22 protein-coding genes are annotated in these 23,761 nt (G+C 63.6%); 14 read left to right on the top strand and 8 right to left on the bottom strand.

All coding sequences use genetic code 11. The annotated features are described in order from the left end of the window. Positions 1–2: 2 nt before the first annotated feature. The 3 genes from FIU81_RS13200 to FIU81_RS13190 all read right to left on the bottom strand — a co-directional run bounded on the left by FIU81_RS13200 (position 3) and on the right by FIU81_RS13190 (position 3,936). Positions 3–512, bottom strand: a complete 510-nt coding sequence (locus FIU81_RS13200) for a TRAP transporter small permease subunit (RefSeq protein ID WP_124110629.1) — start codon at positions 510–512, stop codon at positions 3–5. 138 nt (positions 513–650) lie between these two features. Continuing rightward, on the bottom strand, positions 651–2,594 hold the full coding sequence (locus FIU81_RS13195; protein ID WP_124110630.1) for a transketolase family protein: 1,944 nt from the start codon (positions 2,592–2,594) through the stop codon (positions 651–653). A gap of 1 nt (position 2,595) precedes the next feature. Continuing rightward, entirely contained in the window at positions 2,596–3,936 is a 1,341-nt protein-coding gene (locus tag FIU81_RS13190) for an NAD(P)H-dependent oxidoreductase (RefSeq protein ID WP_124110631.1), read from the bottom strand. A 255-nt stretch (positions 3,937–4,191) separates the two neighbouring features. Between FIU81_RS13190 and FIU81_RS13185 the strand changes: the two genes are divergently transcribed. Genes FIU81_RS13185 through FIU81_RS13170 form a run of 4 tightly spaced genes read left to right on the top strand, consistent with a single transcriptional unit; the run spans position 4,192 to position 7,654 of the window. Continuing rightward, positions 4,192–4,962 carry a transketolase gene (locus FIU81_RS13185; protein WP_216644296.1) on the top strand — a complete coding sequence of 257 codons (771 nt, stop codon included), beginning with the start codon at positions 4,192–4,194 and terminating at the stop codon, positions 4,960–4,962. Then, a complete protein-coding gene (locus FIU81_RS13180; protein WP_254695923.1) occupies positions 4,959–6,002 on the top strand; it encodes a transketolase family protein in 1,044 nt (347 codons plus the stop codon). Before FIU81_RS13185 ends, FIU81_RS13180 begins: the two co-directional genes overlap by 4 nt. Before the next feature lies 1 nt (position 6,003). Beyond that, positions 6,004–6,891 (top strand): NAD(P)-dependent oxidoreductase, encoded by an 888-nt coding sequence (locus FIU81_RS13175; RefSeq protein ID WP_124110632.1) that lies wholly within the window; start codon positions 6,004–6,006, stop codon positions 6,889–6,891. Positions 6,892–6,901: 10 nt separating this feature from the next. Next, the gene (locus FIU81_RS13170) at positions 6,902–7,654 is read left to right on the top strand and encodes an SDR family NAD(P)-dependent oxidoreductase (RefSeq protein ID WP_124110633.1); all 753 of its coding nucleotides are present in this window, start codon (positions 6,902–6,904) and stop codon (positions 7,652–7,654) included. On the opposite strand, the gene FIU81_RS13165 is transcribed toward FIU81_RS13170, so the two are convergent. From FIU81_RS13165 to FIU81_RS13155, 3 genes are read right to left on the bottom strand one after another with little or no spacing between them, the layout of a single operon-like run. Next, the gene (locus tag FIU81_RS13165; RefSeq protein ID WP_124110634.1) at positions 7,651–8,622 is read right to left on the bottom strand and encodes a LysR substrate-binding domain-containing protein; all 972 of its coding nucleotides are present in this window, start codon (positions 8,620–8,622) and stop codon (positions 7,651–7,653) included. The genes FIU81_RS13170 and FIU81_RS13165 overlap by 4 nt on opposite strands. Further along, a complete protein-coding gene (locus FIU81_RS13160; RefSeq protein ID WP_124110635.1) occupies positions 8,619–9,464 on the bottom strand; it encodes a fumarylacetoacetate hydrolase family protein in 846 nt (281 codons plus the stop codon). The genes FIU81_RS13165 and FIU81_RS13160 overlap by 4 nt, the downstream gene beginning before the upstream one ends. Next, a complete protein-coding gene (locus FIU81_RS13155) occupies positions 9,406–10,137 on the bottom strand; it encodes a GntR family transcriptional regulator (protein WP_124110636.1) in 732 nt (243 codons plus the stop codon). The genes FIU81_RS13160 and FIU81_RS13155 overlap by 59 nt, the downstream gene beginning before the upstream one ends. 207 nt (positions 10,138–10,344) lie before the next feature. On the opposite strand from FIU81_RS13155, the gene FIU81_RS13150 reads away from it, so the two are divergent. From FIU81_RS13150 to FIU81_RS13105, 10 genes are all read left to right on the top strand, one after another. Continuing rightward, positions 10,345–11,358 (top strand): TRAP transporter substrate-binding protein, encoded by a 1,014-nt coding sequence (locus tag FIU81_RS13150; RefSeq protein ID WP_124110637.1) that lies wholly within the window; start codon positions 10,345–10,347, stop codon positions 11,356–11,358. Between the two features lie 135 nt (positions 11,359–11,493). Beyond that, entirely contained in the window at positions 11,494–12,294 is an 801-nt protein-coding gene (locus tag FIU81_RS13145; RefSeq protein WP_124110638.1) for a TRAP transporter small permease subunit, read from the top strand. Positions 12,295–12,300: 6 nt separating this feature from the next. Beyond that, complete coding sequence (locus tag FIU81_RS13140) at positions 12,301–13,926, top strand: TRAP transporter large permease (RefSeq protein ID WP_216644255.1); 1,626 nt, start codon at positions 12,301–12,303, stop codon at positions 13,924–13,926. A gap of 74 nt (positions 13,927–14,000) precedes the next feature. Next, positions 14,001–15,086 carry a mandelate racemase/muconate lactonizing enzyme family protein gene (locus FIU81_RS13135; protein WP_124110639.1) on the top strand — a complete coding sequence of 362 codons (1,086 nt, stop codon included), beginning with the start codon at positions 14,001–14,003 and terminating at the stop codon, positions 15,084–15,086. An 11-nt stretch (positions 15,087–15,097) separates the two neighbouring features. Next, entirely contained in the window at positions 15,098–16,039 is a 942-nt protein-coding gene (locus FIU81_RS13130) for a phytanoyl-CoA dioxygenase family protein (RefSeq protein ID WP_124110640.1), read from the top strand. A gap of 21 nt (positions 16,040–16,060) precedes the next feature. Next, the gene (locus tag FIU81_RS13125; protein ID WP_124110641.1) at positions 16,061–17,551 is read left to right on the top strand and encodes a UxaA family hydrolase; all 1,491 of its coding nucleotides are present in this window, start codon (positions 16,061–16,063) and stop codon (positions 17,549–17,551) included. Next, positions 17,548–18,609 (top strand): Gfo/Idh/MocA family protein, encoded by a 1,062-nt coding sequence (locus FIU81_RS13120; protein ID WP_124110642.1) that lies wholly within the window; start codon positions 17,548–17,550, stop codon positions 18,607–18,609. The genes FIU81_RS13125 and FIU81_RS13120 overlap by 4 nt, the downstream gene beginning before the upstream one ends. Positions 18,610–18,625: 16 nt before the next feature. Further along, positions 18,626–19,516: an NAD(P)-dependent oxidoreductase gene (locus tag FIU81_RS13115; protein ID WP_124110643.1), complete on the top strand. Its 891-nt coding sequence runs from the start codon at positions 18,626–18,628 to the stop codon at positions 19,514–19,516. Further along, entirely contained in the window at positions 19,513–20,235 is a 723-nt protein-coding gene (locus FIU81_RS13110) for an SDR family oxidoreductase (protein ID WP_124110644.1), read from the top strand. Before FIU81_RS13115 ends, FIU81_RS13110 begins: the two co-directional genes overlap by 4 nt. A gap of 13 nt (positions 20,236–20,248) precedes the next feature. Continuing rightward, positions 20,249–21,136: a DMT family transporter gene (locus tag FIU81_RS13105; protein WP_124110645.1), complete on the top strand. Its 888-nt coding sequence runs from the start codon at positions 20,249–20,251 to the stop codon at positions 21,134–21,136. Between the two features lie 6 nt (positions 21,137–21,142). On the opposite strand, the gene FIU81_RS13100 is transcribed toward FIU81_RS13105, so the two are convergent. Both FIU81_RS13100 and FIU81_RS13095 read right to left on the bottom strand, forming a co-directional pair. Then, the gene (locus FIU81_RS13100; RefSeq protein WP_124110646.1) at positions 21,143–21,880 is read right to left on the bottom strand and encodes an SDR family oxidoreductase; all 738 of its coding nucleotides are present in this window, start codon (positions 21,878–21,880) and stop codon (positions 21,143–21,145) included. A gap of 16 nt (positions 21,881–21,896) precedes the next feature. Further along, complete coding sequence (locus FIU81_RS13095; protein WP_124110647.1) at positions 21,897–23,678, bottom strand: IlvD/Edd family dehydratase; 1,782 nt, start codon at positions 23,676–23,678, stop codon at positions 21,897–21,899. Positions 23,679–23,761 lie beyond the last annotated feature (83 nt).

Below are 23,761 nucleotides of genomic sequence, written 5' to 3'. Positions count from 1 at the left end.
GGTCATTGATGGATCTCCTGCTCTTCACGGTGGTCGAAGAGGATCTTCAAAACCTGTGACACACCTTGGATCAGTAGCAGACCTGACGCGACGCAAAGCGCTGCCTTCAGCGGGTAGATCGGCAGCGCAACGGCGCCGTAGGTCGTTTCACCCTGCGCCCATGACGTTGCCGCGAAGTCGTAAGAGCGGGTCAGGAAGATCCAGGTGAAGGGGAAGAAGAAGATGACGTAGCCCAGAACCTCGACGATGCGGGTCCAGCCGTCAGAGAAGCGTTCGATCAGCAGATCGACGCGGACGTGCGCATTGTTGCGCAACGCGTAGCCGCCGAGGAGGATGAAATAGAAGCCGTAAAGCTGCTTCGACAGATCGAACGCCCAGCGGGTCGGCGCGTTGAAGACGTAGCGCATGACAACATCGTAGATGATGATGGCGGCGAAGACGGCGGCCAGCACAACGACGATGCGCCCCACGATCTCGTTGACCGTATCGATGATCTTGATGATCGAACCCATGACACCTCCACATGGCACCGGGTTCTGCACGCCCCAATGTCTTGGGACGTAGTTGGTATCGGGATGTAGGGAAGGTGCAACCCGGTTGTTTCGGGTCCCTGCGTGCCCACTCAACTTGTTGGCGCGTTGCCTGGTAAATCAGTGATCCACCAGTTCGGTCGCAGCATCCACGATTGCCGCTTCGGTGATGCCGAAATGTGCGTAGAGTTCCGGGCCCTTGGCCGATGCGCCAAAGCCGGTCATCCCGATGAACCGATCCTGCGGGCGCAGCCAACGCTCCCACCCGAACTTCAGCGCGGCCTCTACGGCGATGCGTGGTGCGGTGCCAAGGACTTGCGCCTGATAGTCGGCGTTCTGCCCCTCGAACAGCTCCCAGCAGGGCATCGAGACGACGGTGGTCCGCAGGCCACGCGCCTCCAGCGTAGTCCAGGCACGCATGGCCAGACCGACCTCTGTTCCCGTGGCGATCAGGGTCACGTCGCGGTCCGTTTCGGGCCCGGCCAGCACGTAGGCACCTTTGCGCGACAGGATTTTGCTCGTATCGCGGCGCACTGGGTCCGCGTCCTGCCGGGACAGCGCGAACATCGACGGGCCGGTGCGGGTTTCCAATGCGATCTGCCATGCCTCGACGGTCTCTACCGCGTCGGCGGGGCGGAAGACGCGCATGTTCGGGATCGCGCGGTATGCGGCGAGGGTTTCGACGGGTTGGTGCGTCGGGCCGTTGCTGCCGGTGCCAATGGAGTCGTGGCTGAAGACGAAGATCGCAGGCAGTCCCATCAGGGCCGCCATCCGCATCGCGGGACGCTCGTAATCGGCGAAAGCAAGGTAAGTGACATTGATCGGGCGCAACCCGCCATGCGCCGCGATTCCGCAGGTCATCGCGCCCATCAGATGCTCGCGCACGCCGCAGTGGACATAGGTGCCAGCGCGGCTGTTGGGGGTGAAGGCAGCGCGGCTGCGCTTGTGGTTCGTGGGCGCTTCCAGATCGGCGCAAAGGACGATGGTTTCGGGCAAGGCTTCGGCCAGTGCATCGCAGACGTCGCCAGAGGATTGTATCGTAGGGCGCGGCGCATTGGTGCGGGGCAGGGCGTCGGTCCAGCCATCGAGCAGGGTGCCGCTGATCCAGCGGGTGTACTCGGCGGCGTCGGGATTGGCGGCCAACCGCGCGGACCAGCCCGCATGGGCCTGTGTGCCGGACGCCAGCGCGTTACGCCAGTCTCGGTAAACAGGCTGCGGCACCTGAAACGCCGGGTAGGGCCAATCGCGGTCGGAGCGTGCATCTTCGGCGTCCTGTGCGGTCAGCGGCGCGCTATGCCCACCGCGTTTCCCCTGCAGGCGCGGGATCCCGCGCGCGATGGTCGTGCGACAGGCCAGCAGCGACGGGCGCGGATCGGCTTTCGCCTTAGCCATCGCCGCGTCCAGCGCGTCGATATCGTGACCGTCCACCTCGATCACGTGCCACTGCGCCGCGCGGAAGCGGGCGGGGACGTCTTCAGAAATCGACAGCGCGGTATCGCCGTCGTCGGTGATCTGATTGTCGTCCCACAGAAACGTCAGGCGGCCCAGTTGCAGATGCCCGGCGAGCGAGATCGCCTCTTGCCCCATCCCTTCCTGCAAACAGCCGTCACCCACGAAGGCCCACGTCCGGTGATCCACCAGCTCGCGTCCGAAACGGGCGGCCAGCCGTTCTTCGGCCACCGCCATGCCGACGGCGCAAGCGATGCCCTGACCCAGCAGGCCGGACGTGATCTCTATCCCTGCGTCCTGCTCGATTTCGGGGTGGCCCGCGCAGACGGAGTGCAACTGGCGAAAGGACTTCAGCGCGTCCAGCGAGACCTTCTCATAGCCCGACAGATGCAACAGCGCGTAGAGCAGCATCGACCCGTGGCCGTTCGACAGCAGAACCCGGTCGCGATCGGGCCAAAGGGGATCGGTGGGATCGGCTTTCAGGTGGCGCGCATACAGCGTCGCCGCGATTTCGGCCATGCCCAGCGGCACGCCCTGATGGCCCTCGCCCGCGTTAAGGATAGCGTCGATCGCAAGGAAGCGGATGGCGTCGGCCATTTTCTGGACGTCTGCCATATCAGCTGTCCAGCAGGGCGTTCTGTTCATCGCGCAAGGCGTGGATATCCAGATCGTCGGCCACTTCCACATCGTCCAGCGTCACGATCTGGTCGCGCTTGATGTCACGCTTCAACTTAACATGATGCGCAAGGCCGATGGGCAGAGCGCGTTCCGCCACGGCGCGGCTGGCGGGGATCGCCTTGGCCCAGACCTTGAAGCCACCTTCGCCGTCCAGCATGTCGCCCGCTGCGAAATCGCCCTTGGCCGTGGCCACCGCATCGCCGCGGTAGCGGTTCGACGTACCCGTGGGTTCGCCCCGCAACGCCGCCGACAGGACCGAGACAGATGTTTCCAGCCCGATCAGGTGGAACGGTCGCCACATGCTGCCGTACCAGCCGGATGCGTCGGTCAGCAGTCCGTATTGGTCGAAGCACTGGCGGGTGTATTCGTTGGGCGCGCGGAAGGTGACGAACATGCCGTACTGGATGTTGTTCGGGACCAAGCGTCCGTCGGGCTCGCGGGAGGCCGCAATATCGACGATACCGTTCTTTTCCAGCCGCCCGCCTTCGCTTGCGGGTTTAAACACCTCGGCCAGATCATCCAGCGAAGAGGGTGGGAAGGCCAGACCGTCGAACGGACAGTCGAGTCCCGTTGCGTTTGCCACGGCGGCCATCTCGATGGCGGCCTTGGTTCCGTCGGTGAAGGAGTTGTACATCTTCGGATTGAAGTCTCCCGATTTCACCTGTTCTTCGCTGAAGTCGAAGTAATCCCAGACGGTATCGGGCGTGGAATAGCGGTAGCCGGGGCAGAAGTTCATGCCCTTGCCTGCCGATACCAGTTCGAACCCGCAGGAGTGGACCCAGTCCACCAACTCGCACATGGCGGCAGGCTGGTCGCCATAGGCCATGGAATAGACCACGCCCGCCTTGCGGGCCCGTTCCGCGATGATCGGGCCGCACATCACGTCGGCCTCGACGTTGACCATGATCACATGCTTGCCCGCGTCGATGGCCGCCATCGCGTGGCGCACACCGGCGATGGGGTGTCCGGTGGCCTCGATGATAACCTCGATCTGGTCGTTGGAGAACAGGGCGCCCACATCGTCGGTGACGTGGGTGGCCCCCGATGCGACGGCGTCCTGCAAGGACGTGGCGGCGTACTGTTCGGCGCTCCAATGGACGCGCGCCAGCGACGCCTTGGCCTTAGACGGATCCAGATCGGCGATGCCCACGATGTGATAGCCGTCGATGTGCTGCGCTTGAGCCAGGATCATGGAGCCAAACTTGCCCGCGCCGATCAGGCCGATGCGAACGGGGCGGCCTTCGGCGGTGCGTTTGGCGAGCATTGCGGACAGGTTCATGGCGTGCGCCTTCCAGTGGGGTCAAGCCACGATAACGGCGGGCGATGGCAGAGAACCATCATGTTTTCCAACGCAGTCGTTAAGCTGTGCTAAACAGTCCTTTACGATTTCCCGCTTGTCGCAGGCCGTAACTTGCAGCGACTGTTCCCCGATAGCGACGTGGGAGAGACCGTCTTGCCAGATCAACGCGACATTTCTGGATCCAACGTCAGCCTTGCGCGCCGTGCCTGGGCGATCCGGCGGTATGCCCTGCGTATGGCAGAGGTGCAGGGGCAGGGATATATCGGGCAGGCATTGGGCGTCGCGGATGTGCTTGCCACGTCCTACTTCCACGCGATGACCTACCGCGCCGATGATCCCGAATGGGAGGGGCGCGACCGCTTCTACCTGTCCATCGGCCACTACGCGATTGCCCTCTACGCGGCTCTGCTAGAGGCTGGCATCCTGCCCGAAGACGAGATCGAGACCTACGGGATGGACGACAGCCGTATGCCCATGTCCGGCATGGCGTCCTACACGCCGGGGATGGAGATCACGGGCGGCTCGTTGGGCCACGGTCTGGGCATCGCCGTAGGGGCCGCGCTGGGGCTAAAGCACAAGACGTCGGACGCCTTCGTCTACAACCTTCTGTCGGATGGCGAGCTGGGCGAAGGCTCCACCTGGGAGGCAGTCATGTCTGCCGTGCAGTGGAAGCTGGATAACCTGATCGCCATCGTCGATTTCAACAACCAGCAGGCGGACGGCCCCACGCTGGACGCACTGGCCACCGCGGAAGAGGCCCCGAAATGGGCCGCGTTCGGCTGGCACGCGCAAGAGGTTGACGGCAACGATCTGGACGCGCTGGTCGCCGCCTTCGACGCCGCGCGCAACCATCCGGGCGATCAGCCGCGCGTCATCATCTGCCGCACCAAGATGTGCAAGGGCGTGCCGTTCCTGGAAACCCGCGAGAGCACCCATTTCATTCGGGTCGAGGCCGACGAATGGGCCAAGGCCATTGCCCATCTGGATCAGGAGACGCCGCTGTGAACATCCCCGCCTCCTCTCGTCGCAAGTCGAAATACACGCCGCGTTCGGTCCCGGATGGAGAGCGCGTCGCCACCAGCGCGATGATCGCCTCGCTCGACGCGGAAGGACGCGACACGGTGGCGGCGCCGTTCGGTCACGCGCTGGTCGATCTGGCGAAGACGCGCGACGATATCGTCGGGCTGTCCGCCGATCTGTCGAAATACACCGATCTGCACATCTTTGCCGAGGCGCATCCAGACCGTTTCTACCAGATGGGCATGGCAGAGGCGCTGTTGATGTCCGCCGCCGCCGGTCTGGCGCGCGAGGGTTTCGTGCCGTTCGCCACCACCTACGCCGTCTTCGCGGCGCGCCGCGCCTATGATTTCATCGCCATGGCGATTGCCGAGGAAAACCTGCCGGTCAAGATTTGCTGTGCTTTGCCCGGTCTGTCGACCGGCTACGGCCCCAGCCACCAAGCGACCGAGGATCTGGCGATCATGCGCGGGATGCCGGGCCTGACGGTGCTGGACCCCTGCGACGCGGTGGACATTGACCAAGCGACCCGCGCCATCGCCGACACGCCCGGCCCGGTCTACATGCGCCTTCTGCGGGGCAAGGTGCCGAACGTGCTGGGCGAATACGGCTATCGGTTCAAACTGGGGAAGGCACAGATGATCGTCGACGGGACGGACGTGCTGATCGTCTCGTCCGGGTTCATGACGATGCGCGCTTTGGATGCGGCGAAGGCGCTGGCCAACGACGGCATATCCTGCGCGGTGCTGCACTCGCCCACGATCAAACCGCTGGACGCCGAAACCATCTGCGCCGAGGCCGCCAAGGGCGGGCGGCTGGTCGTCGCGGCAGAGAACCACTCAATCACCGGGGGGCTGGGAGAGGCCGTCGCGGGTGCGTTGATGCGCGCGCAGGTGCATGTGCCCTTCCGCCAGATCGCCCTGCCGGACGCGTTTCTTGACGCGGGCGCGCTGCCGACGCTGCACGATCAGTACGGGATCACCGTTCCGCGCATCTGCGCGTCGATCAAGTCATGGTTGAACGCTTAGAATGACCGGGACCGCGATGATCGGGCTGGGCGCGATGGGTCAGGGCATGGCCCGCAACATCATGGCGGCGGGCATTCCATTGGCCGGGTTCGACCTGTCCGAGGGTGCGCGCGCCCGCTTCGCACAGGAGGGCGGCTCGACCGGAGAGGACGCTGCCCACGTCGTCGCAGACTGCGATCTGCTGCTGGTCATGGTCGCCACCGCCGCGCAGGCCGAAGCGGCGCTGTTCGCCGGCGTCACCGACGCTTTGGCACCGGGTGCGGTCGTTATCTTGTCTTCTACCGTGGCGCCTTCAGAGGCGCGGGCGATTGCTGCAAGGCTGGCCGAGCAGGGTCACACGATGCTCGACGCGCCCGTTTCCGGCGGTCAGGTCGGGGCCGATGATGGGAGGCTGACAATCATGGCGTCCGGCCCGCAAGTGGCATTCGACCGGGCCGATACGGTGCTGGCTGCAATCTCGAAAAAGGTTCACCGGCTGGGGGATGAGGCCGGGTTGGGCGCGACTTACAAGGTCGTTCACCAGCTTGCCGCCGGGGTGCATCTTGTCGCCGCTGCCGAGCTGATGGCCTTCGGCGCGAAAGCCGGGTGCGATCCGCAGACGCTGTTCGACATCGTGTCCAGTTCTGCCGGGCAAAGCTGGATGATGGATGATCGCGCGCCGCGTATGATGACGACCGGCGCGACAGCGACGTCAACCGTCGATATCTTCATCAAGGATCTGGGTCTTGTGGTGCAAACTGCGCGGGATAGCGGCGCGCCGGTGCCGCTGGCCGCTGCCGCTTACCAGATGATGATCGGCGCAAGCGGCATGGGCCTGGGCCGCGAAGACGACAGCGCCGTGATCCGCGCCTATGAGGCGCTGACCGGCCATCCCGTTCACAAGGATTAGGATACCGACAATGAAGCTTCTGGACGGACAGACCGCCATCATCACAGGGGCCGCCAGCCCGCGGGGCCTGGGCAAGGCGACCGCGCAACTCTTCGCGGCCCACGGCGCACGCATCGCGATCCTTGATCTAGATGCTGCGAAGGCCGAAGATGCCGCCGCCGATATCGGGGACGAGCACATCGGTCTGGCCTGCGATGTCACCCGCAAGGAAGACTGCGACGTCGCCGTCGCTGCCGCGCTGGAGGCGTTCGGCCAGATCGACATTCTGGTCAACAACGCAGGCATCACCCAGCCGCTGAAGATTATGGACATCAGCCACGAGAACTACGACGCGGTGCTGGACGTGAACCTGCTGGGCACCCTGCACATGAGCCAGGCCGTCATCCCGCACATGCGGGAGCGTAAGTCGGGCAAGCTGGTGCAGATGTCATCCGTGTCGGCGCAGCGCGGTGGCGGCATCTTCGGCGGGCCGCATTATTCGGCGGCCAAGGCCGGTGTGCTGGGGCTGACGAAGGCCATGGCGCGGGAATTGGCGCCCGATGGCATCCGCTCGAACGCGATCTGTCCGGGGTTCATCGCGACGGATATCACCGGCGGAATGTTGACCGACGAGATGATGGAGCAGATCAAGGCCGGCATCCCCATGGGGCGCGCCGGGGAAGCGTCTGACGTTGCGGGTTGTGCGCTGTTCCTGGCCTCGGACCTGTCGGCCTATGTAACCGGCTCGGAAATCGACGTGAACGGCGGGTCGCTGATCCACTAGGGCGCGATCAACTGACTACCGTCGAAGCCAAGCGTCTGAACCGTTAGCCCGTGACGCCTGAGCACTGCGTCCACCTGCGTCGCGTGCTCGGCCACGGCGTCGTCCAGCCAACCCAAAAACTGCCGTACAGCACGGCGGTTCAGGTTCCGGGCAGGGCAGATGGCGCGGTAGGAGGGGAAGCTGAGCACCGGCACATCGGACAGCACAGGGACCAGTCGCCCCTCGGTCACTTCCGGCAGCGCCAGCGCCAGTGATTCCAGCACGATCCCCGCCCCGTCCAGCGCCAATTGCAGCGCCATGGATGAGCGGTCCATGAGGATCGACTTGCGGTTGGCCTGCGTCTGAATGCCGTTTTGCAGAAGCCAGAAGTCCCACTGGCAAACGGCCCGCGCGCTGTCGATCAGGCGGGCCTGATCCAGCATCATGGCGGGACCTGCATCGCTCTTCAGTTCTGCCAGATAATCCGGGCTGCACAGCGGTAGCACATGGTCAGGCACCACGTCCTGCGCGTGCAGTCCCTGCCAGTCGCCCGCGCCGTAGCGAATATCCAGATCCATGATCTCACGCTCGAAATCAGTGGGATCGGGGGCGGCGTCGATGCGCAGATCCCAATCGGGATGGCGCGCCACGAAATCAGCCAGACGCGGCCCCAGCCAGCGCACCCCGAAACTGGGCGTCACGCGCAGGTTCAGGCGATGCGTCTCGCGCGTCTTGCCAAGGTGCCGCCCGGCGTCGCGAAGTAAGCGCAAGGCGGTGGTCGAGGATTGGTAAAGCTGCTCGCCCTCCAACGTCAGCGACAGGGCGCGGCCCTCGCGGCGGAACAGCTTGATGCCCAGACGTTGCTCCAGCAGCTTGACCTGCTGGCTGACGGCGGACGGCGAGACCGAAAGCTCCTCGGCGGCGCGGGTGATGGTCCCGCGCCGCGCGACGGCCTCGAAGTAGAGATAGGCGTTGAGGTTCGGGGTCACTCTGCGGCGACGGTTTCCTGCCGCTGACGGCCCAGCCCGTGAACCTCGATCTCCATCACGTCGCCAGGCTTCAGGAAGCGCTGCGGCGACATGCCGAGGCCGACGCCCGACGGCGTGCCGGTGGCGATGATGTCACCGGGCATCAGCTGCATGAACTGGCTCATGTAGCTTACGATCTGGCGCACGCTGAAGATCATGTCGCTGGTGTTGGAGTCCTGAACGGTCTCTCCGTTCAGGTCGAGAGATACGCGCAGGTTCTGCGGATCGCCAACCTCGTCCGCCGTCACCAGATAGGGGCCGACGGGACCGAAGGTGGGGGCTGACTTGCCCTTGATCCATTGGCCCAGACGCTCGATCTGGAAGGCGCGCTCGGACACGTCGTTGATGGTGCAGTAGCCCGCGATGTGATCCAGCGCGTCATCCTCGCTGACATACAGGGTCGGCTTGCCGATCACGACACCCAGCTCGACTTCCCAGTCGCTCTTCTCGGAGGTGCGCGGGATGACGACCGGATCGAACGGTCCGGACAGCGCCGATGTCGCCTTGGAAAAGACGATGGGTTCCGATGGCGCGTCCGCGCCGCTTTCCTTCGCGTGCAGGGCGTAGTTCAGGCCGATGCAGAAGAAGTTCGGAACAGACGCCAGCGGGCTGCCGATGCGGCCCGGTTCCGCGACGACCGGCAGGCGGTCCACGTCCAGCGCGCGGATCGCATCCAAGGCGTCCAGCGACACGCCGTCACCCGCGAATTCAGCAACCTTGCCGGACAGATCGCGGACGTTGCCGTCAGCGTCCAGCATGCCCGGTTTTTCCTGTCCCTTCGGTCCGAATCGCAAAAGCTTCATCGTTGTCTTCCCTATATTCGTGTGCGGTTGCTTCGTGCTCCATGGCGGCGCGTATATCGTCCGCAAGGTGCCACAGGTGGTTGTCGATCGCGTCCCGGACGGCGCTTGCATCCCGTGCGCGCAAGGCATTCAGGATCAACGTGTGCTCGTTGACCACCCGGTCGCGATTGCGGCGCTTGCTGGCAGCAAGATAGCGCGCGCGCCACAGGCGGCGCAGGAATGTCCCGTGAGTTTCGGCCAGCGCATGATTGCCAGAGGCGACCGCGATGGCGGTATGGAAGGACATGTCGGTTTCGAACATGTCCAGTGGATCGGCAGTGTCGAAGTTGTCGGACATATTGGCTGTGATCTTGGCCAACTGTTCGATCTGACGGTCGGTGGCATTGTTACAGGCCAGCTCGCCAGACAGCTTTTCCAGCGCGATCAGCACCTCTGTCTGGTCCGAGATTTCGGTGAAATCAGAGATCGCGACAATGGGACTGCGAGAGGGTCGCAGCTCGACCAGACCTTCCTTCGACAGGATGCGGATCGCTTCGCGGATGGGGGTGCGGCTGACGCCGATATCCGCCGCGATGTCGCGTTCCTTCACCGGCTTGCCGGGCGACAGCTTGCCCCGAAGGATGTCGCGCCGAAGTCCGTTGGCGATGTGTTCGGCAAGCGATTCTTTCGACATTCGGCCTGTTCTGACTGTTCAGCTACCTTCGTTTCGGCTGCTTAGAACAGAACAACGAAAGTTCAAATCTGGTATACCAAAAAACGTTGCGTGTCGAGATTTCGTTCGCTACGGTTTTGTCAGGATGGTATACCATTCGTCGCGATGCACTCGACTGCATCAATTTAAGACAGGTGGCCACGCAGAGCCGCTTAGGGAGGAATAACCATGAACTTGAAGTCAGCTTTGATGATGGCTGGTGCGACCGCATTGGTCGCAGGTGCCGCAGTGGCCGAGCCTGTGAACCTGCGCATCCAGACGCACTACGCAACCGAGCACCCGACCGGCAAGATGTTGGCCACGTGGATCGACGACGTCGAAACCATGTCCGGCGGCGATATCACCATCGAGATGTTCTACTCTTCCTCTGTCGTCGCAACGACCGAGACCTTCGACGCCGCGATCAACGGCATCGTGGATTGCGACGCGACGGGCGGTGCCTACCAGACCGGCAAGAACCCCGCGTTCCAGTTTGTCGGCGACATCATGGGCGGTTACGACACCCCGTGGCAGCAGTATAGCTGGCTGTATCACGGCGGTGGCTGGGAGGCTGCGCAAGAGCTTTACAACGCGCAGAACATGCAGCTGATCGGCTGGGCCATCTACGGTCAGGAATCGTTCTCGTCCTCCAAGCCGCTGGCCGGTCCCGAGGATCTGGAAGGCTGGAAGTTCCGTTCGCCCCCGGGCATGGAGACCGAGATCTTCGAGAAGCTGGGCGCCTCGCCCATCGTGATGGACTTCACCGAGATCTTCACCGCGCTGGAAACCGGCATCATCGACGGTGCCGACGCTTCGGGTCTGGCGAACAACGTGGGCCTTGGTCTGTATGACATCGTCAAGCACGCCACGTACCCCGGCTTCCACTCGATGCCGTCGGATCACCTGGCCTGTAACCTCGACGTGTGGAACGGCCTGACCGAGCAGCAGCGCCGCATCATGGAGACCGCGTGGCAGAAGCTGTCCTTCCAGATCGCCATGGCGAACGAAAAGGCCAACACCGAAGCCGCCGCTGAACTCCAAGAGCAGGGCGTGACGCTGTACGCCTGGTCGGACGAAGACCGCAAGGAATTCCGCGTTGCCGCTCAGGCCGCTTGGGATGACTGGGCCACCCGCAGCCCCGAAGCCGCGGCGCTGGTCGAAAGCCACAAAGCCTACCTCAGCCAGCTTGGTCTGATCGACTAAGGACGACGACGCGTGGCCTGATGGTCGTGCCTCTTCGCTCGTCTATCGCGGGCCCCCATTGCGGGGCCCGCGTTCTCCAGATGTGCCGTTACCTTGGGCCGCCAACGGGCCCGCTTTCTTCGGGGGATTGTCAGGATGAATCAGGAAAGCCTTTGGCTGGGTCCGATGCGCAAGCCGATACGCATGGCCGCAATCGGATTTTCCGCCGTCTTCGCCGTTCTGTACGTTTGGTTGATCGCCAACCGCCTGCTGACTGAAGACTCCATCGGAATGTACGAGATGATCCGCCCCGAGGGTCGCCCGATGGTTCAGCTGATGCTGTTCGTGATACTGGGCACCGTCCTGACCCTGTCGCTTTACCTGTCCGACAGCCGTGGCGCGATCGAGTATCATCCCGACGGCGTGTTCGACATCATATCCCTCGTCCTGTCGCGGGTCGCGATGATCCTTGTCGCCTTGACCGTTTTGGTCATGTTCTACGAGGTCGTCTCTCGCTACGTCTTCGCGCGCCCGACGCTTTGGGCGAACGAGCTGTCTCTCTTCATGGCCAGCTTCGTGTTCCTGCTTGCGGGCCTTTACGCCATGCAGCAGCGCAGCCACATTCGCATCTACGTGATCTACGACATGATGCCCCGCTTCTTTCAGAAGGTCTCGGACATCATCTCGCTGTTCCTGATCTGGTTCTTCACCTTTGCAATGGTCTGGGGCGGCTACGATGACGCCATGCGCCGCTTCCTGCGAATGGAGACCTTCGGCACCGCGTGGGATCCGCCCATTCCGGGCATCCTGAAGGGCGCCATCCTGATCATCATCTGTCTCGTTGCGCTGCAGGCGCTGTCGAACATCATCGCCGACTGGAACAAGGCCCCTGAGCATTTGTCCCTCGACGATATGGACGAAGTCGAGATCGAAAACATCCGCAAGACGCTGAGGTAAGTGACAATGGAATTCCTGAGCATGCTCTCGTGGATGAAGGTCCCCGACATCGGAACGCTGAGCATCATCCTGCTACTGGCGATGTTCTTCCTGCTGGCCATCGGCATGCCGCTTGGCTTTGCTTCGGCCTTTCTGGCGGTTGCCGTTCTTATCATGAAGTTCGGTCCGGAACTTCTATTCCGCGACTTCGGGGCAGGGCCGATGTCTGTGCTGGGCCAGGCGGTCTACAGGCAGATGACCAACTACGTCCTGATATCAATTCCATTGTTTATCTTCATGGCGGCCCTGCTGGAACGCTCCGGCATCGCCAAGGACATGTACTCTTCACTGAACGTGTGGCTGTCGGGCACGCGGGGCGGCATTGCTGTCGTGACCTCGATCATGGCCGTCATCATGGCCGCCATGTCGGGCATCATCGGCGGTGAAGTCGTGCTGCTGGGCCTGATCGCGCTGCCGCAGATGTTGCGGCTGGGCTATGATCAGAACCTTGCCATCGGCACGATCTGTGCGTCTGGTTCCTTGGGCACGATGATCCCGCCGTCCATCGTTCTGATCTTCTACGGCCTCGTCACCGAAACCTCGATCAAGGCGCTATTCACCGCGTCCTTCCTGCCGGGCTTCATGCTGGCGTCGTTCTTCATCGTCTACATCCTTATCCGCACGCGGGTGAACCCGTCGCTGGCCCCGCTGCCGCCCATCGACCCCGATGAGCCGCACGGACGTGAAAAGGGTCTGATGTTTCTGGGCTTCCTGACGAAGTTCGGCCTGTGGGTCACCGGCGTGCTGTTCCTGCGCGCACTGTTCTTCACCGTCACCGGACAGAACACCCTGCAACCGGGCGAAGACCCCATTGCGCTGGGCATGGTGTCCGACCTGCCCTGGATCGCGGGCTTCTTCGGCGCGCTGTTCGCCGCGATGTTCGCCATCGGCAAAGAGCGTGTCGCCACCGGCTGGGACATGGGCAAGGGCCTGATCGCGCCCGTCATCGTCATCGGCGTGGTTCTGGGATCCATCTACATGGGCATCACCGGCATTACGGAAGCCGCTGGCATGGGCGTCGTTGCCGTCTTCACCATCAGCCTTGTCCGCGGCGAGATGACGTTCGAGATCGTGTGGGACAGCTTGATCCGCACGCTGAAATCCACCGGCACGATCATCTGGGTGACCATCGGTGCGGCGGCGCTGGCAGCGGCCTACACCCTGTCCGGCGGTCCGACCTACGTGGCCAACCTGATCATCGCGGCGGAACTGCCCACCATGTCGATCATCCTGGTGATGATGCTGATCTTCCTGATCATGGGGATGTTCATGGACTGGGTCGGCATCGTGTTGCTGATCATGCCGGTGTTCCTGCCCATCGTGCTGAAACTTCCCGTAGCGGAAATCGGCATCTTCGGAGAGTTGGAGCCGCGTCACGTGGCAATCTGGTTCGGTGTGGTGTTCTGCATGAACATGCAGGTCAGCTTCCTGTCGCCACCCTTCGGCCCTGCGGCGTTCTACCTGAAGTCGGTCGCACCGCCGCACATCACGCTGACGGCGATCTTCCGGGGCTTCCTGCCGTTCATCGCGCTGCAACTTGTGGCACTGTCGGTCCTGCTGATCTGGCCGCCCATCGTGTCGATCTTCCTGTGATCGCAGGGCCGGCATTCTAGACATCCCAAGGGGGCGGGCGCGTTCCGCCCCTTTTGCAATTTGCGGACCGCGCCATGACCACTATCGCCAGCGTGAAGACCGACCACTACCTGATCCCGCTGCCAGTGGCGCTGGAAGACAGCATGCACGGCACGATGACCGCGTTCGAGGTCGTCACCGCCCGCGTGACCGACAGCGACGGGGCGACGGGCGTAGGCTATACCTTTACCTGCGGTGTGAACGGCGGGGCCATCGCCGACATTCTCGCCCGCGAGATGACCCCGCTGGTGCTCGGCCGCGATCCATCGCTGATCGAGGCGATCTGGAAGGACCTATGGTGGGCCTTCCACTACGGCGGACGTGGCGGGCCAACGGTGCTGGCGCTTTCGGCGCTGGATATGGCGCTGTGGGATCTGAAGGCGAAACGCGCGGATCTGCCCCTGTGGCGTCTGTTGGGTGGGTTCGACGCGCGGGTGCCCTGTTATGCTGGCGGGATCGACATTCACCTGACGCCGTCGGAGTTGGTCGAGCAGACGCATGAAAACCGCGCCAAGGGCCACCGCGCCATCAAGATGAAGGTGGGCCGGGATCTGCTGCGAGAGGATGTGGCCAAGCTTGCCGCCCTGCGCGATGCTTTTGGGCCAGACATGCCCTTGATGGCTGACGCGAACATGAAATTCACCGTCGACGGTGCCGTGCGCGCGGCCAAGGCCTACGCGGAATTCGACCTGACGTGGTTCGAGGAACCCATCCCGCCAGAGGACCCCGCCGGCCATCGTCGCATCCTGACAGAAGGCGGCATCCCAATCGCGGCGGGTGAGAACCTGCGCTCGTTGTGGGAATTCCGCACAGCCATCGAAGGCGGTGTGACCTTCCCAGAGCCGGACGTCACCAACTGCGGTGGCGTCACGCCCTTCATGAAGATCGCGCGGCTGGCAGAGGCGTTCCACCTGCCCGTCACCAGCCACGGCGCGCATGACATCACGGTGCACCTGCTCGCCGCCTGTCCGAACCGCTCGTATCTGGAGGCGCACGGCTTTGGGCTGGAAAACTATGTCGAGACGCCGCTGCAGATCGAAGACGGCCACGCCATTGCGCCCGATCGTCCCGGCCATGGGGTGGTGTTCGATTGGGACAAACTGGAATCCGTCAAAGTCTAGGGAGTTTCGCCATGCTGACGCAGCAACAGATCGACGACTTCAACACCAACGGCGTAATCGTCGTGCCTGACGTTCTGCCCATGCCGATCCTCAACAGTGTGAAGCGCGAGTACGAAGACCTGCTCGACACCTTGTATGACGGTTGGCACGCCGAAGGACGGGTGCCCCCGCCGGGCGACATGGACTTCTGGCAAAAGCTGCTGACCAGCTACGACGCGGGCTGCGACTGGTTCCAGCCTATGGATATCTCGTTGCCCGGCGGAGACATCGCGCCGGATACGCCGTTCCACTTCGGGCCTGCGGTGTTCGACATGATAACAGCGCCGCACTTGCTGGATCTGGTGGAGTCGCTGATCGGGCCGGAACTGACATCAAATCCCATCCAGCACGTCCGCCTCAAGCCCCCTGCGCCGACGCTGAACGGTTCTGAAAACCGCGCCCATGTCATGGCGACCGACTGGCATCAGGATCGTGCCGTCGCGCACGCAGACGGCGACGGCACGCAGATGGTCACGGTTTGGCTGGCGATCTCCAATGCGACTGTGGAGAATGGTTGCCTTCAGGTGATCCCCGGCAAGCCGCAGATGTATCCGCATTGCCCAAAGAAGCAGACGGCCATCGCGGACGGCTGCCTCGATCTGGAAAAAGCACAGCCGCTTCCGGTCAAGGCGGGTGGCGCGGTCATCTTCCATCCGCTGACGCCGCATGCCTCTTTGGACAATACATCGGACCGGTTCCGCTGGTCCTTCGATGTACGCTACAACGTCACCGGGCAACCCACGGGCCGGTCGCACTTCCCAGAGTTCGTCGCCCGCTCCCATGCGCATCCTGAACGTGTTTTGACCGATTGGCAGGTTTGGCGGGACATGTGGCGCGATGCGCGCCTGCGCTTGGGCGGTCAGCCACACATCCCGATCCACCGTTGGAAAAGCGACAGCCCCGCCTGCGCCTGATCCCCTGACCGAGTTGCCCACATGAACACTGTCCGCCTGTCCCCCGAAGACAACGTCGTCACTGCGATCACACCGCTGGAAGTGGGGCAGGAGGGGGCGACCCAACTGATCCCGCGCGGCCACAAGATGGCGACGGTGGATATCGCCAAGGGCCAACCCGTCCACAAATACGCGCAGGTCATCGGCTATGCAGCGGAAGACATCGCGAAAGGCGCACACGTTCACACACAGAACCTAGAGTTCCGCAATGTGGATACGGAGTACGAATTCTCGACCAACCTGCGCCCGGTCGTGCCTGCCACGCAGCGGGACACCTTCAAGGGCTATCGCCGGTCCAACGGACGGGTCGGTACGCGCAACTACATCGCCGTTCTGACCTCGGTAAATTGTTCGGCCACCGCCGCCCGGATGATCGCAGGACACTTCACGCCGGACAAGCTGGCGGATTATCCCAACGTCGACGGCGTCGCCGCATTCGTCCATGGCACCGGCTGCGCCATGGGCGGGGACGGCACGGGCTTCGAGCTGTTGCAACGCACCCTTTGGGGCTATGCGCGCAACCCGAACGTGGGCGGCGTGCTGATGGCGGGTCTGGGCTGCGAGATGATGCAGATCGACTGGCTGATCGAAGCCTACGGCCTGACCCCCGGCCCGCTGTTTCAGGCAATGAACATCCAGGACGTGGGCGGCCTGAGCACCACGGTTGAATTGGGAATCAAGAAGATCGAGGCGATGCTGCCGCTGGTTAATGATGTGCAGCGTGAGGAATGCCCAGCCTCTGAACTGATGGTCGCCCTGCAATGCGGCGGCTCTGACGCGTGGTCGGGCATCACCGCGAACCCGGCGGTCGGTCATGCCTGCGATCTGCTGGTGGCGCAGGGCGGCACCGGTGTGCTGGCCGAAACACCAGAGATCTACGGCGCCGAACACCTGCTGACCGCCCGCGCGACGGATCGCGCCGTGGGCGACAAACTGATCGGCCTGATCGAGTGGTGGCAGGACTACACCAGCCGCAATCGCGGCAACATGGACAACAACCCCAGCCCCGGAAACAAGGCGGGCGGGCTGACGACGATTCTTGAGAAGTCGCTTGGGGCTGCGGCCAAGGGCGGCACGACCCCCCTGACCGGCGTGTTCAAATACGCCGAACCCGTCACCACCCGTGGCTTCACCTTCATGGACAGCCCCGGCTACGACCCGGCCAGCGTCACCGGCCAGATCGCCAGTGGCTGCAATCTTGTCTGCTTCACCACCGGGCGGGGATCGGCCTTCGGCTCTAAGCCCGCGCCGACGATGAAGGTCGCCACCAACACGCAGATGTTCCAGCGCCTGACATCGGACATGGACGTGAACGCGGGCACCATCCTGTCGCACGGCGCCAGCGTCGAAGAGGTGGGCCGCGAGATCTACGAGATGTGGTTGCGCATGGCATCGGGCGAAGCCTCGAAGTCCGAAGCGCAAGGCCTTGGCGACTACGAATTCGTGCCGTGGCAGGTCGGGGCCGTGATGTGAGCCAACTGCCGGTCGTCATCATCGGCGCAGGTTCCATCGGGATGCGGCATGTGCAGGTGGCGCAGGAATGTGCGGCGACCCGCATCGCGGCGGTGGTCGAGCCGGTGGCTGCGCGGCGGGCCGAACTGCGGTCCATGGGGCTGAACGCGGTCGCGACGTTGGATGACGTACCCGACGAGACGCGCGCCGCGATCCTCGCCACGCCGACGCAGGACCACCATGCCTCTGCGTTGGCATGCATCGACCGGGGCTGGCCGGTGATCGTCGAAAAGCCTGTCGCCGGGACGATGGATCAGGCGACGGATATCGTGACTCGCGCCGCCGACAGGGGCGTCCCGCTATTCACCGGCCACCACCGCCGCTGCCATCCGTTTTCGCGCGCCACGCGCGAGGCCTTGACGCAGATCGGCGATGTCGTCGGCGTTCAGGGCATGTGGTCCCTGCGCAAACACGACACCTATTACGACGCACAATGGCGGCGCCTTCCCGGCGCTGGCCCACTGCTGACCAACCTGACGCATGAGTTGGACCTCCTGCGTTTCTTCCTTGGCGAAATCGATGAGATCACCGCGCTGACATCCAACGCGCGGCGCGGGCTGATGGTCGAGGATACTTCCGCCCTCGCCTTGCGGTTCGAAAGCGGCGCTTTGGGCTCGTTCCTGATTTCCGACGCGGGCGCGTCACCTTGGTCGTTTGAGTCCGCGACCGCCGAGAATCCGGCCATCGCGCCATCGGGGCAGGATTACCTGCGGTTCGTCGGCACGCTGGGCTCGCTGGAGTTTCCATCGCTGACCTTCTGGGGCCGCTCCGATCCCGGAGAGGTCGAGTGGTCCAAGCCGCTGACGCGCCGCGATGGCCCGCATTGCGACACGGTCGATCCGCTGCTGGAACAGATCACCCGTTTCGCCGGCGTGGTCGGTGGAGCAGAAGACGACGTGCTGTGTACGGGCGCGGATGGCATGAAGGCGTTGGAGATGACGCTGGCAGCCGCCTTGTCCGCACAACAGGGCAGGCCTGTGCGCGCGGGGCAGGTGCCCGGCGATTATACTGGCGTATGAAACGAAGGGGAAAACGATGACGACACCGACGATAGGCTTCATTGGCCTTGGCCTCATGGGCCGGGCGATGGTCGAATGCCTGCAGGGCGCAGGCTATGCTGTGACTGTTCTGGGCAACCGCGACCGTACGGGTGTGGAGGAAGCCATCTCGCGCGGCGGGACCGAGGCGGAAAGCGCCAAGGCGTTGGCCGAAAGCGCGGATATCGTGATGCTCTGCGTCGGCACCTCTGATCAGGTCGAAAGCCGCGTCTACGGTGACAACGGTGTACTGGCGGGCGCGAAACAGGGGCAGGTCGTGATCGACTTTGGCACCTCGCTGCCCGAGTCCACCAAGAAGATCGGCGCGGCGCTGGCAGAGAAGGGGGCAACGTACCTCGACGCGCCGCTGGGCCGCACGCCAGCGCACGCCAAGGACGGCCAGCTGAACATCATGTGCGCGGGAGATGCGGACGCCTACGCTCGGGTCAAACCGGTGCTCGACGTGTTGGGCGAAAACGTCTTCCACCTTGGTGCGCTGGGCAACGGCCACACGATCAAGTTGATCAACAACTACTTCGCCATGACCACCGCCTGCGCCATGGCAGAGGCGTTCGCGGTCGCCGACACGTCGGGCATCGAGCGGCAGGCGCTGTATGACGTCATGGCGGCGGGGCCGAACCATTCGGGCATGATGGGCTTCATCCGCAACTATGCGGTGGACGGTCAGGTCGATTTGGCCTTCTCGGTCGCGAACGCGGCGAAGGACGTGGGCTACTACCGCCAGATGGCGCAGGATCTTGGCCTGCAAAGCCGCATGTCCGGGGCCGCCGACGCCACCCTGCGCGAAGCGCGCGACGGCGGAGAGGGTAATATGATGGTGCCCGCGATGGTGGACTGGATGCAGGCCCATCTTGGGGAAAAGAAATGAGATTACAGGGCAAGACCGCCTTCATCACAGCCGCTGGGCAAGGCATCGGGCGCGCGACGGCAGAGGCGCTGATCCGTGAAGGGGCGTCGGTGACGGCGACCGACCTGAATGGTGATTTGCTGAAGGGGCTCAAGGCCGCCCATGCCTTCGCGCTTGACGTGACCGACAAGGTGGCGCTGACGCAGGCGGTGCACGACACCGCTCCCGATATTCTGGTGAACTGTTCCGGTATCGTCCATGCGGGCACGATCCTTGAGGCCACCGATCAGGACTTCGACACGGCAATGAACCTGAATGTCCGCCCCCATATGCAGGCGATTCAGGCGGCGCTGCCGGGGATGATAGACCGGGGGCATGGGGCCATCGTGAACATCGCATCGGTGTGTTCTTCCGTCATGGGCCTGCCGAACCGGTTCATCTACGGCACGTCAAAGGCCGCCACGATCGGGCTGACCAAGCAGGTCGCCGCCGATTTCGTGGGGCAGGGCATCCGCTGCAATGCCATCGCGCCGGGCACGGTGGACAGTCCTAGCCTGCATGAACGTCTGCGCGCGAGCGGAGACTACGATGCCGCAATGACCGCCTTCGTTGCCCGTCAGCCCATGGGCCGCATTGGTCAGGCGCAAGAGATCGCCGATCTGGTCGTCTACCTGTCCAGCGACGAAAGCCGCTACATGACCGGGCAGTGCGTCTGCATTGATGGCGGAATGACGATCTGATCGCGATACGCCCATGAGCACCCCCATTCCCAGAGAAGACCGCGCCAAGGCAGGCGTGCTGACCATGTTCTTCGCGGTCGTCTTCTTCACCTGTATCGACACCTCTGCCAAGTGGCTGGTGCTGGCGGGGCTACCCGTCATGCAGGTCGTTTTCGTGCGCTACTTCGGGCACTTCGCCTATGCGATGATCCTGTATCTGCCGCAGGAACGGCGCCTGATCTTCCATTCCGAAGCGCCGTTCCGGCAGGCCCTGCGGTCGCTGTTCCTGTTCGGATCGACAATCTGCAACTTCTTCGCGCTGCAATCGCTGCCGATCACCGTCACCACGACCATCATGTTCGCCGGTCCCATCGTGGTCACGCTGCTGGCCATCCCGATCTTGGGAGAGCGCGTGGGATTGCGTCGGATCGTGGCGGTCTGCGTGGGGTTCCTGGGTGTGCTCGTGGTGATCCAGCCGTGGGGGACAGAGTTCCACCCGGCGATGTTCTTCTCGCTAGCTGCGCTGATTATCGCGTCGCTTTATTTCATCATGACGCGGATGCTGGCTGGGATAGAGACTAACGCGACCCAGCAGGTGTGGTCGTCAGGGCTGGCGTCGGTCGCCCTGGCGCCGTTCGCGTGGGCTGTGTGGGTCTGGCCCGAAAACGGCCTGCAGTGGCTGATCATGTTTCTGATCGGCGGGTTCGGCATGATGGGGCATATCCTTGCCACCGTTGCACATCGCTGGGCCGATGCGTCGATCCTTGCGCCGATGGTCTACAGCCAGATCTTTCTTGCGGCGGTAGCGGGCATCCTTGTCTTTGCAACTTATCCAACGATCTGGACGCTGGCCGGCGGGCTGATCATCATCGCCTCTGGCCTGTATATCTGGAACCGCGAGCGCCAGAAGGCGCCCGCGTAACTCTGTTCAGCCGCGCCCGATATAGGGCATGTTGGTTGCCATCACGGTCATGAACTGCACGTTCGCGTCCAGTGGCAGGCTGGCCATGTGCAGGACCGAGTTCGCCACATGCGACACGTCCATCACAGGCTCGACCGCGATGGATCCGTCGGCCTGCGGCACGCCCTTGGTCATCTTGCGCGCCATGTCGGTCAGCGCGTTGCCGATGTCGATCTGGCCGCACGCGATAGAGAACGCGCGACCATCCAGACTGATCGACCGTGTGAGCCCCGTGATCGCGTGCTTGGACGCGGTGTAGGCCGCCGAACCCCAGCGCGGCACGTCGGACGAGATAGAGCCGTTGTTGATGATGCGCCCGCCCTGCGGGTTTTGCGCGCGCATGCATCCAAAAGCGACTTTCGCGCAGATGAAGCTGCCGGTGACGTTGATATCGATCAGGTTGCGCCATGCGTCCACGTCGATCTCGTCGATGGTCTCGGACGGCATCGACACGCCCGCGTTGTTGAAGATCGCGTCGATCCGGCCCCACTGGTTCTGCGCCTTGGTGAAGGCGTCCGACACCTCTGCCTCGTTCGTCACATCGCAGGGCAGGGGCAGCGCGCCATCGCGTCCGCCTGCCGCTTCTTCCACTTTTTCGGGCGTGCGTCCCACGAAGCCGACGCGCCAGCCTGCGTCTAGGAACGCGTCGGCGGTCGCCTTGCCGATGCCGCCGCCCGCGCCGGTGATGATGATGGTCTTGCTCATGCTGTCTCGCCTTCGTTCAATGATTGTCGCGCGGCAGGTCACGGCCGACCTTCTGGTAGGCGGTCGCCAGTTCCAGACAGCCGCCGGTGGACAGTTGTCCCACATGCGTGCGGTAGATCTCTTGCCACGGGGTCTGGTGGTGCAACACGGGCGGCTCCCACGCGTCGATGCGGGCCTGCCATTCGTCCTCTGGCACCAGCGCGTCCATCCGGCTGGCGTTCAGGTCCAGCCGCACGCGGTCGCCGGTGCGCAGATAGGCCAGCCCCCCGCCCACGACAGCTTCCGGCGAGGCGTTCAGGATCGACGGGCTTTCCGACGTACCCGATTGTCGCCCGTCGCCTACGGTGGGCAGGTGGTTCACGCCCGCCCGGATCAGCGCGTCGGGCGGCTGCATGTTCACCACCTCTGCACTGCCGGGGTAGCCGACGCAGCCCACGCCGCGGATGAACAGGATGGAGCGGTCGTCGATCTCCAACGCGGGATCGTTCAGGCGGTCGTGGTAGTCTTCCGGCCCCTCGAACACGATGGCGCGGGCCTCGTAGACGCCCTCGTTCCCCGGCTCTGACAGGAATCGCTTGCGGAAGTCGTCAGAGATCACGCTGGTTTTCATCAAGGCGCTATCGAACAGGTTTCCCGACAGCACCTTGAAGCCCGCATTGGGGCGCATGGGCGCGTCGTATGGCTTGATCACGTCCTCGTCCCGGCTGCGCCAGCCGGTCAGGTTTTCCAACACCCGCGCGCCGGTGGCGGTCATTGCGTCTTCGTGCAAGCGACCGGCCTTCAGGAGTTCCCCCATCAGCGCAGGTACACCACCCGCGCGGTAGAAGGATTCGCCCAAGTATTCGCCGGCGGGCTGCATGTTGACGAGAAGCGGCACGTCGAAGCCGATGGTTTCCCAATCCTTCACATCCAGCTCGACCCCGATGTGGCGCGCGACGGCCTGCAGATGCGGCGGTGCGTTGGTGGACCCGCCGATGGCAGCATTTACGACGATGGCGTTCTCGAAGGCTTCACGCGTCATGATGTCGGACGGCTTCAGATCGTCCAGGACCATCTGAACGATGCGCTGTCCTGTCTGGTAGGCCATTGCCATCCGCTCACGGAAAGGCGCGGGAATCGCGGCGTTGCCGGTCAGGGTCATACCCAAGGCCTCTGCCATTGCGTTCATCGTGCTGGCGGTGCCCATGGTGTTGCAATGACCCAGCGAGGGGGCCGACGAACACACGCGGCTCATGAATTCTTCGTAGTCGATCTTGCCTTCGGCCAGCAGGCGGCGGCTTTCCCAGACGATCGTGCCAGAGCCCGCGCGCTTGCCCTGCCACCAACCGTCCAGCATCGGCCCGCCGTTCAGCGCGATGGCGGGCAGGTCCACGGTGGCCGCGCCCATCAGCATGGCAGGGGTGGTCTTGTCACAGCCAGTGGTCAGCACGACGCCATCGATCGGATAGCCGTGCAGCACTTCGACGAGGCTCAGATAAGCCAGATTGCGGTCCAATGCGGCGGTGGGGCGCTTGCCGGTTTCTTGAATGGGATGAACCGGGAATTCCATCGGAACGCCGCCTGCCTCGCGGATGCCCGCCTTGATCCGGTCCATGAGGAAGACATGAATCTTATTACAGGGCGCCAGATCGCTGCCGGTCTGCGCGATGCCGATGATCGGGCGCCCGCCCTGCAACTCTTCGCGCGTGTATTCGCTGTTCTGATAGCGCTCGACATACAGGGCTGTCATGCCCGGATTGTTCGGGTTGTCGAACCACTCTTGCGAGCGGAAGCGTTTGTTGGCGCGCGTATCTGTCATCTGATCCCCTTTCGGCCAACGGACGGCCTTGGCACAGCTTCCTTAAATGGTATACCAAATGCAAGGGCCGAGATGGTCGTGCG

It is taken from the genome of Palleronia sp. THAF1 (assembly GCF_009363795.1).
GTDB lineage: Bacteria > Pseudomonadota > Alphaproteobacteria > Rhodobacterales > Rhodobacteraceae > Palleronia.
Note: the sequence above shows the minus strand (reverse complement) of the source record. Positions and strands in the feature narration are given on the sequence as shown.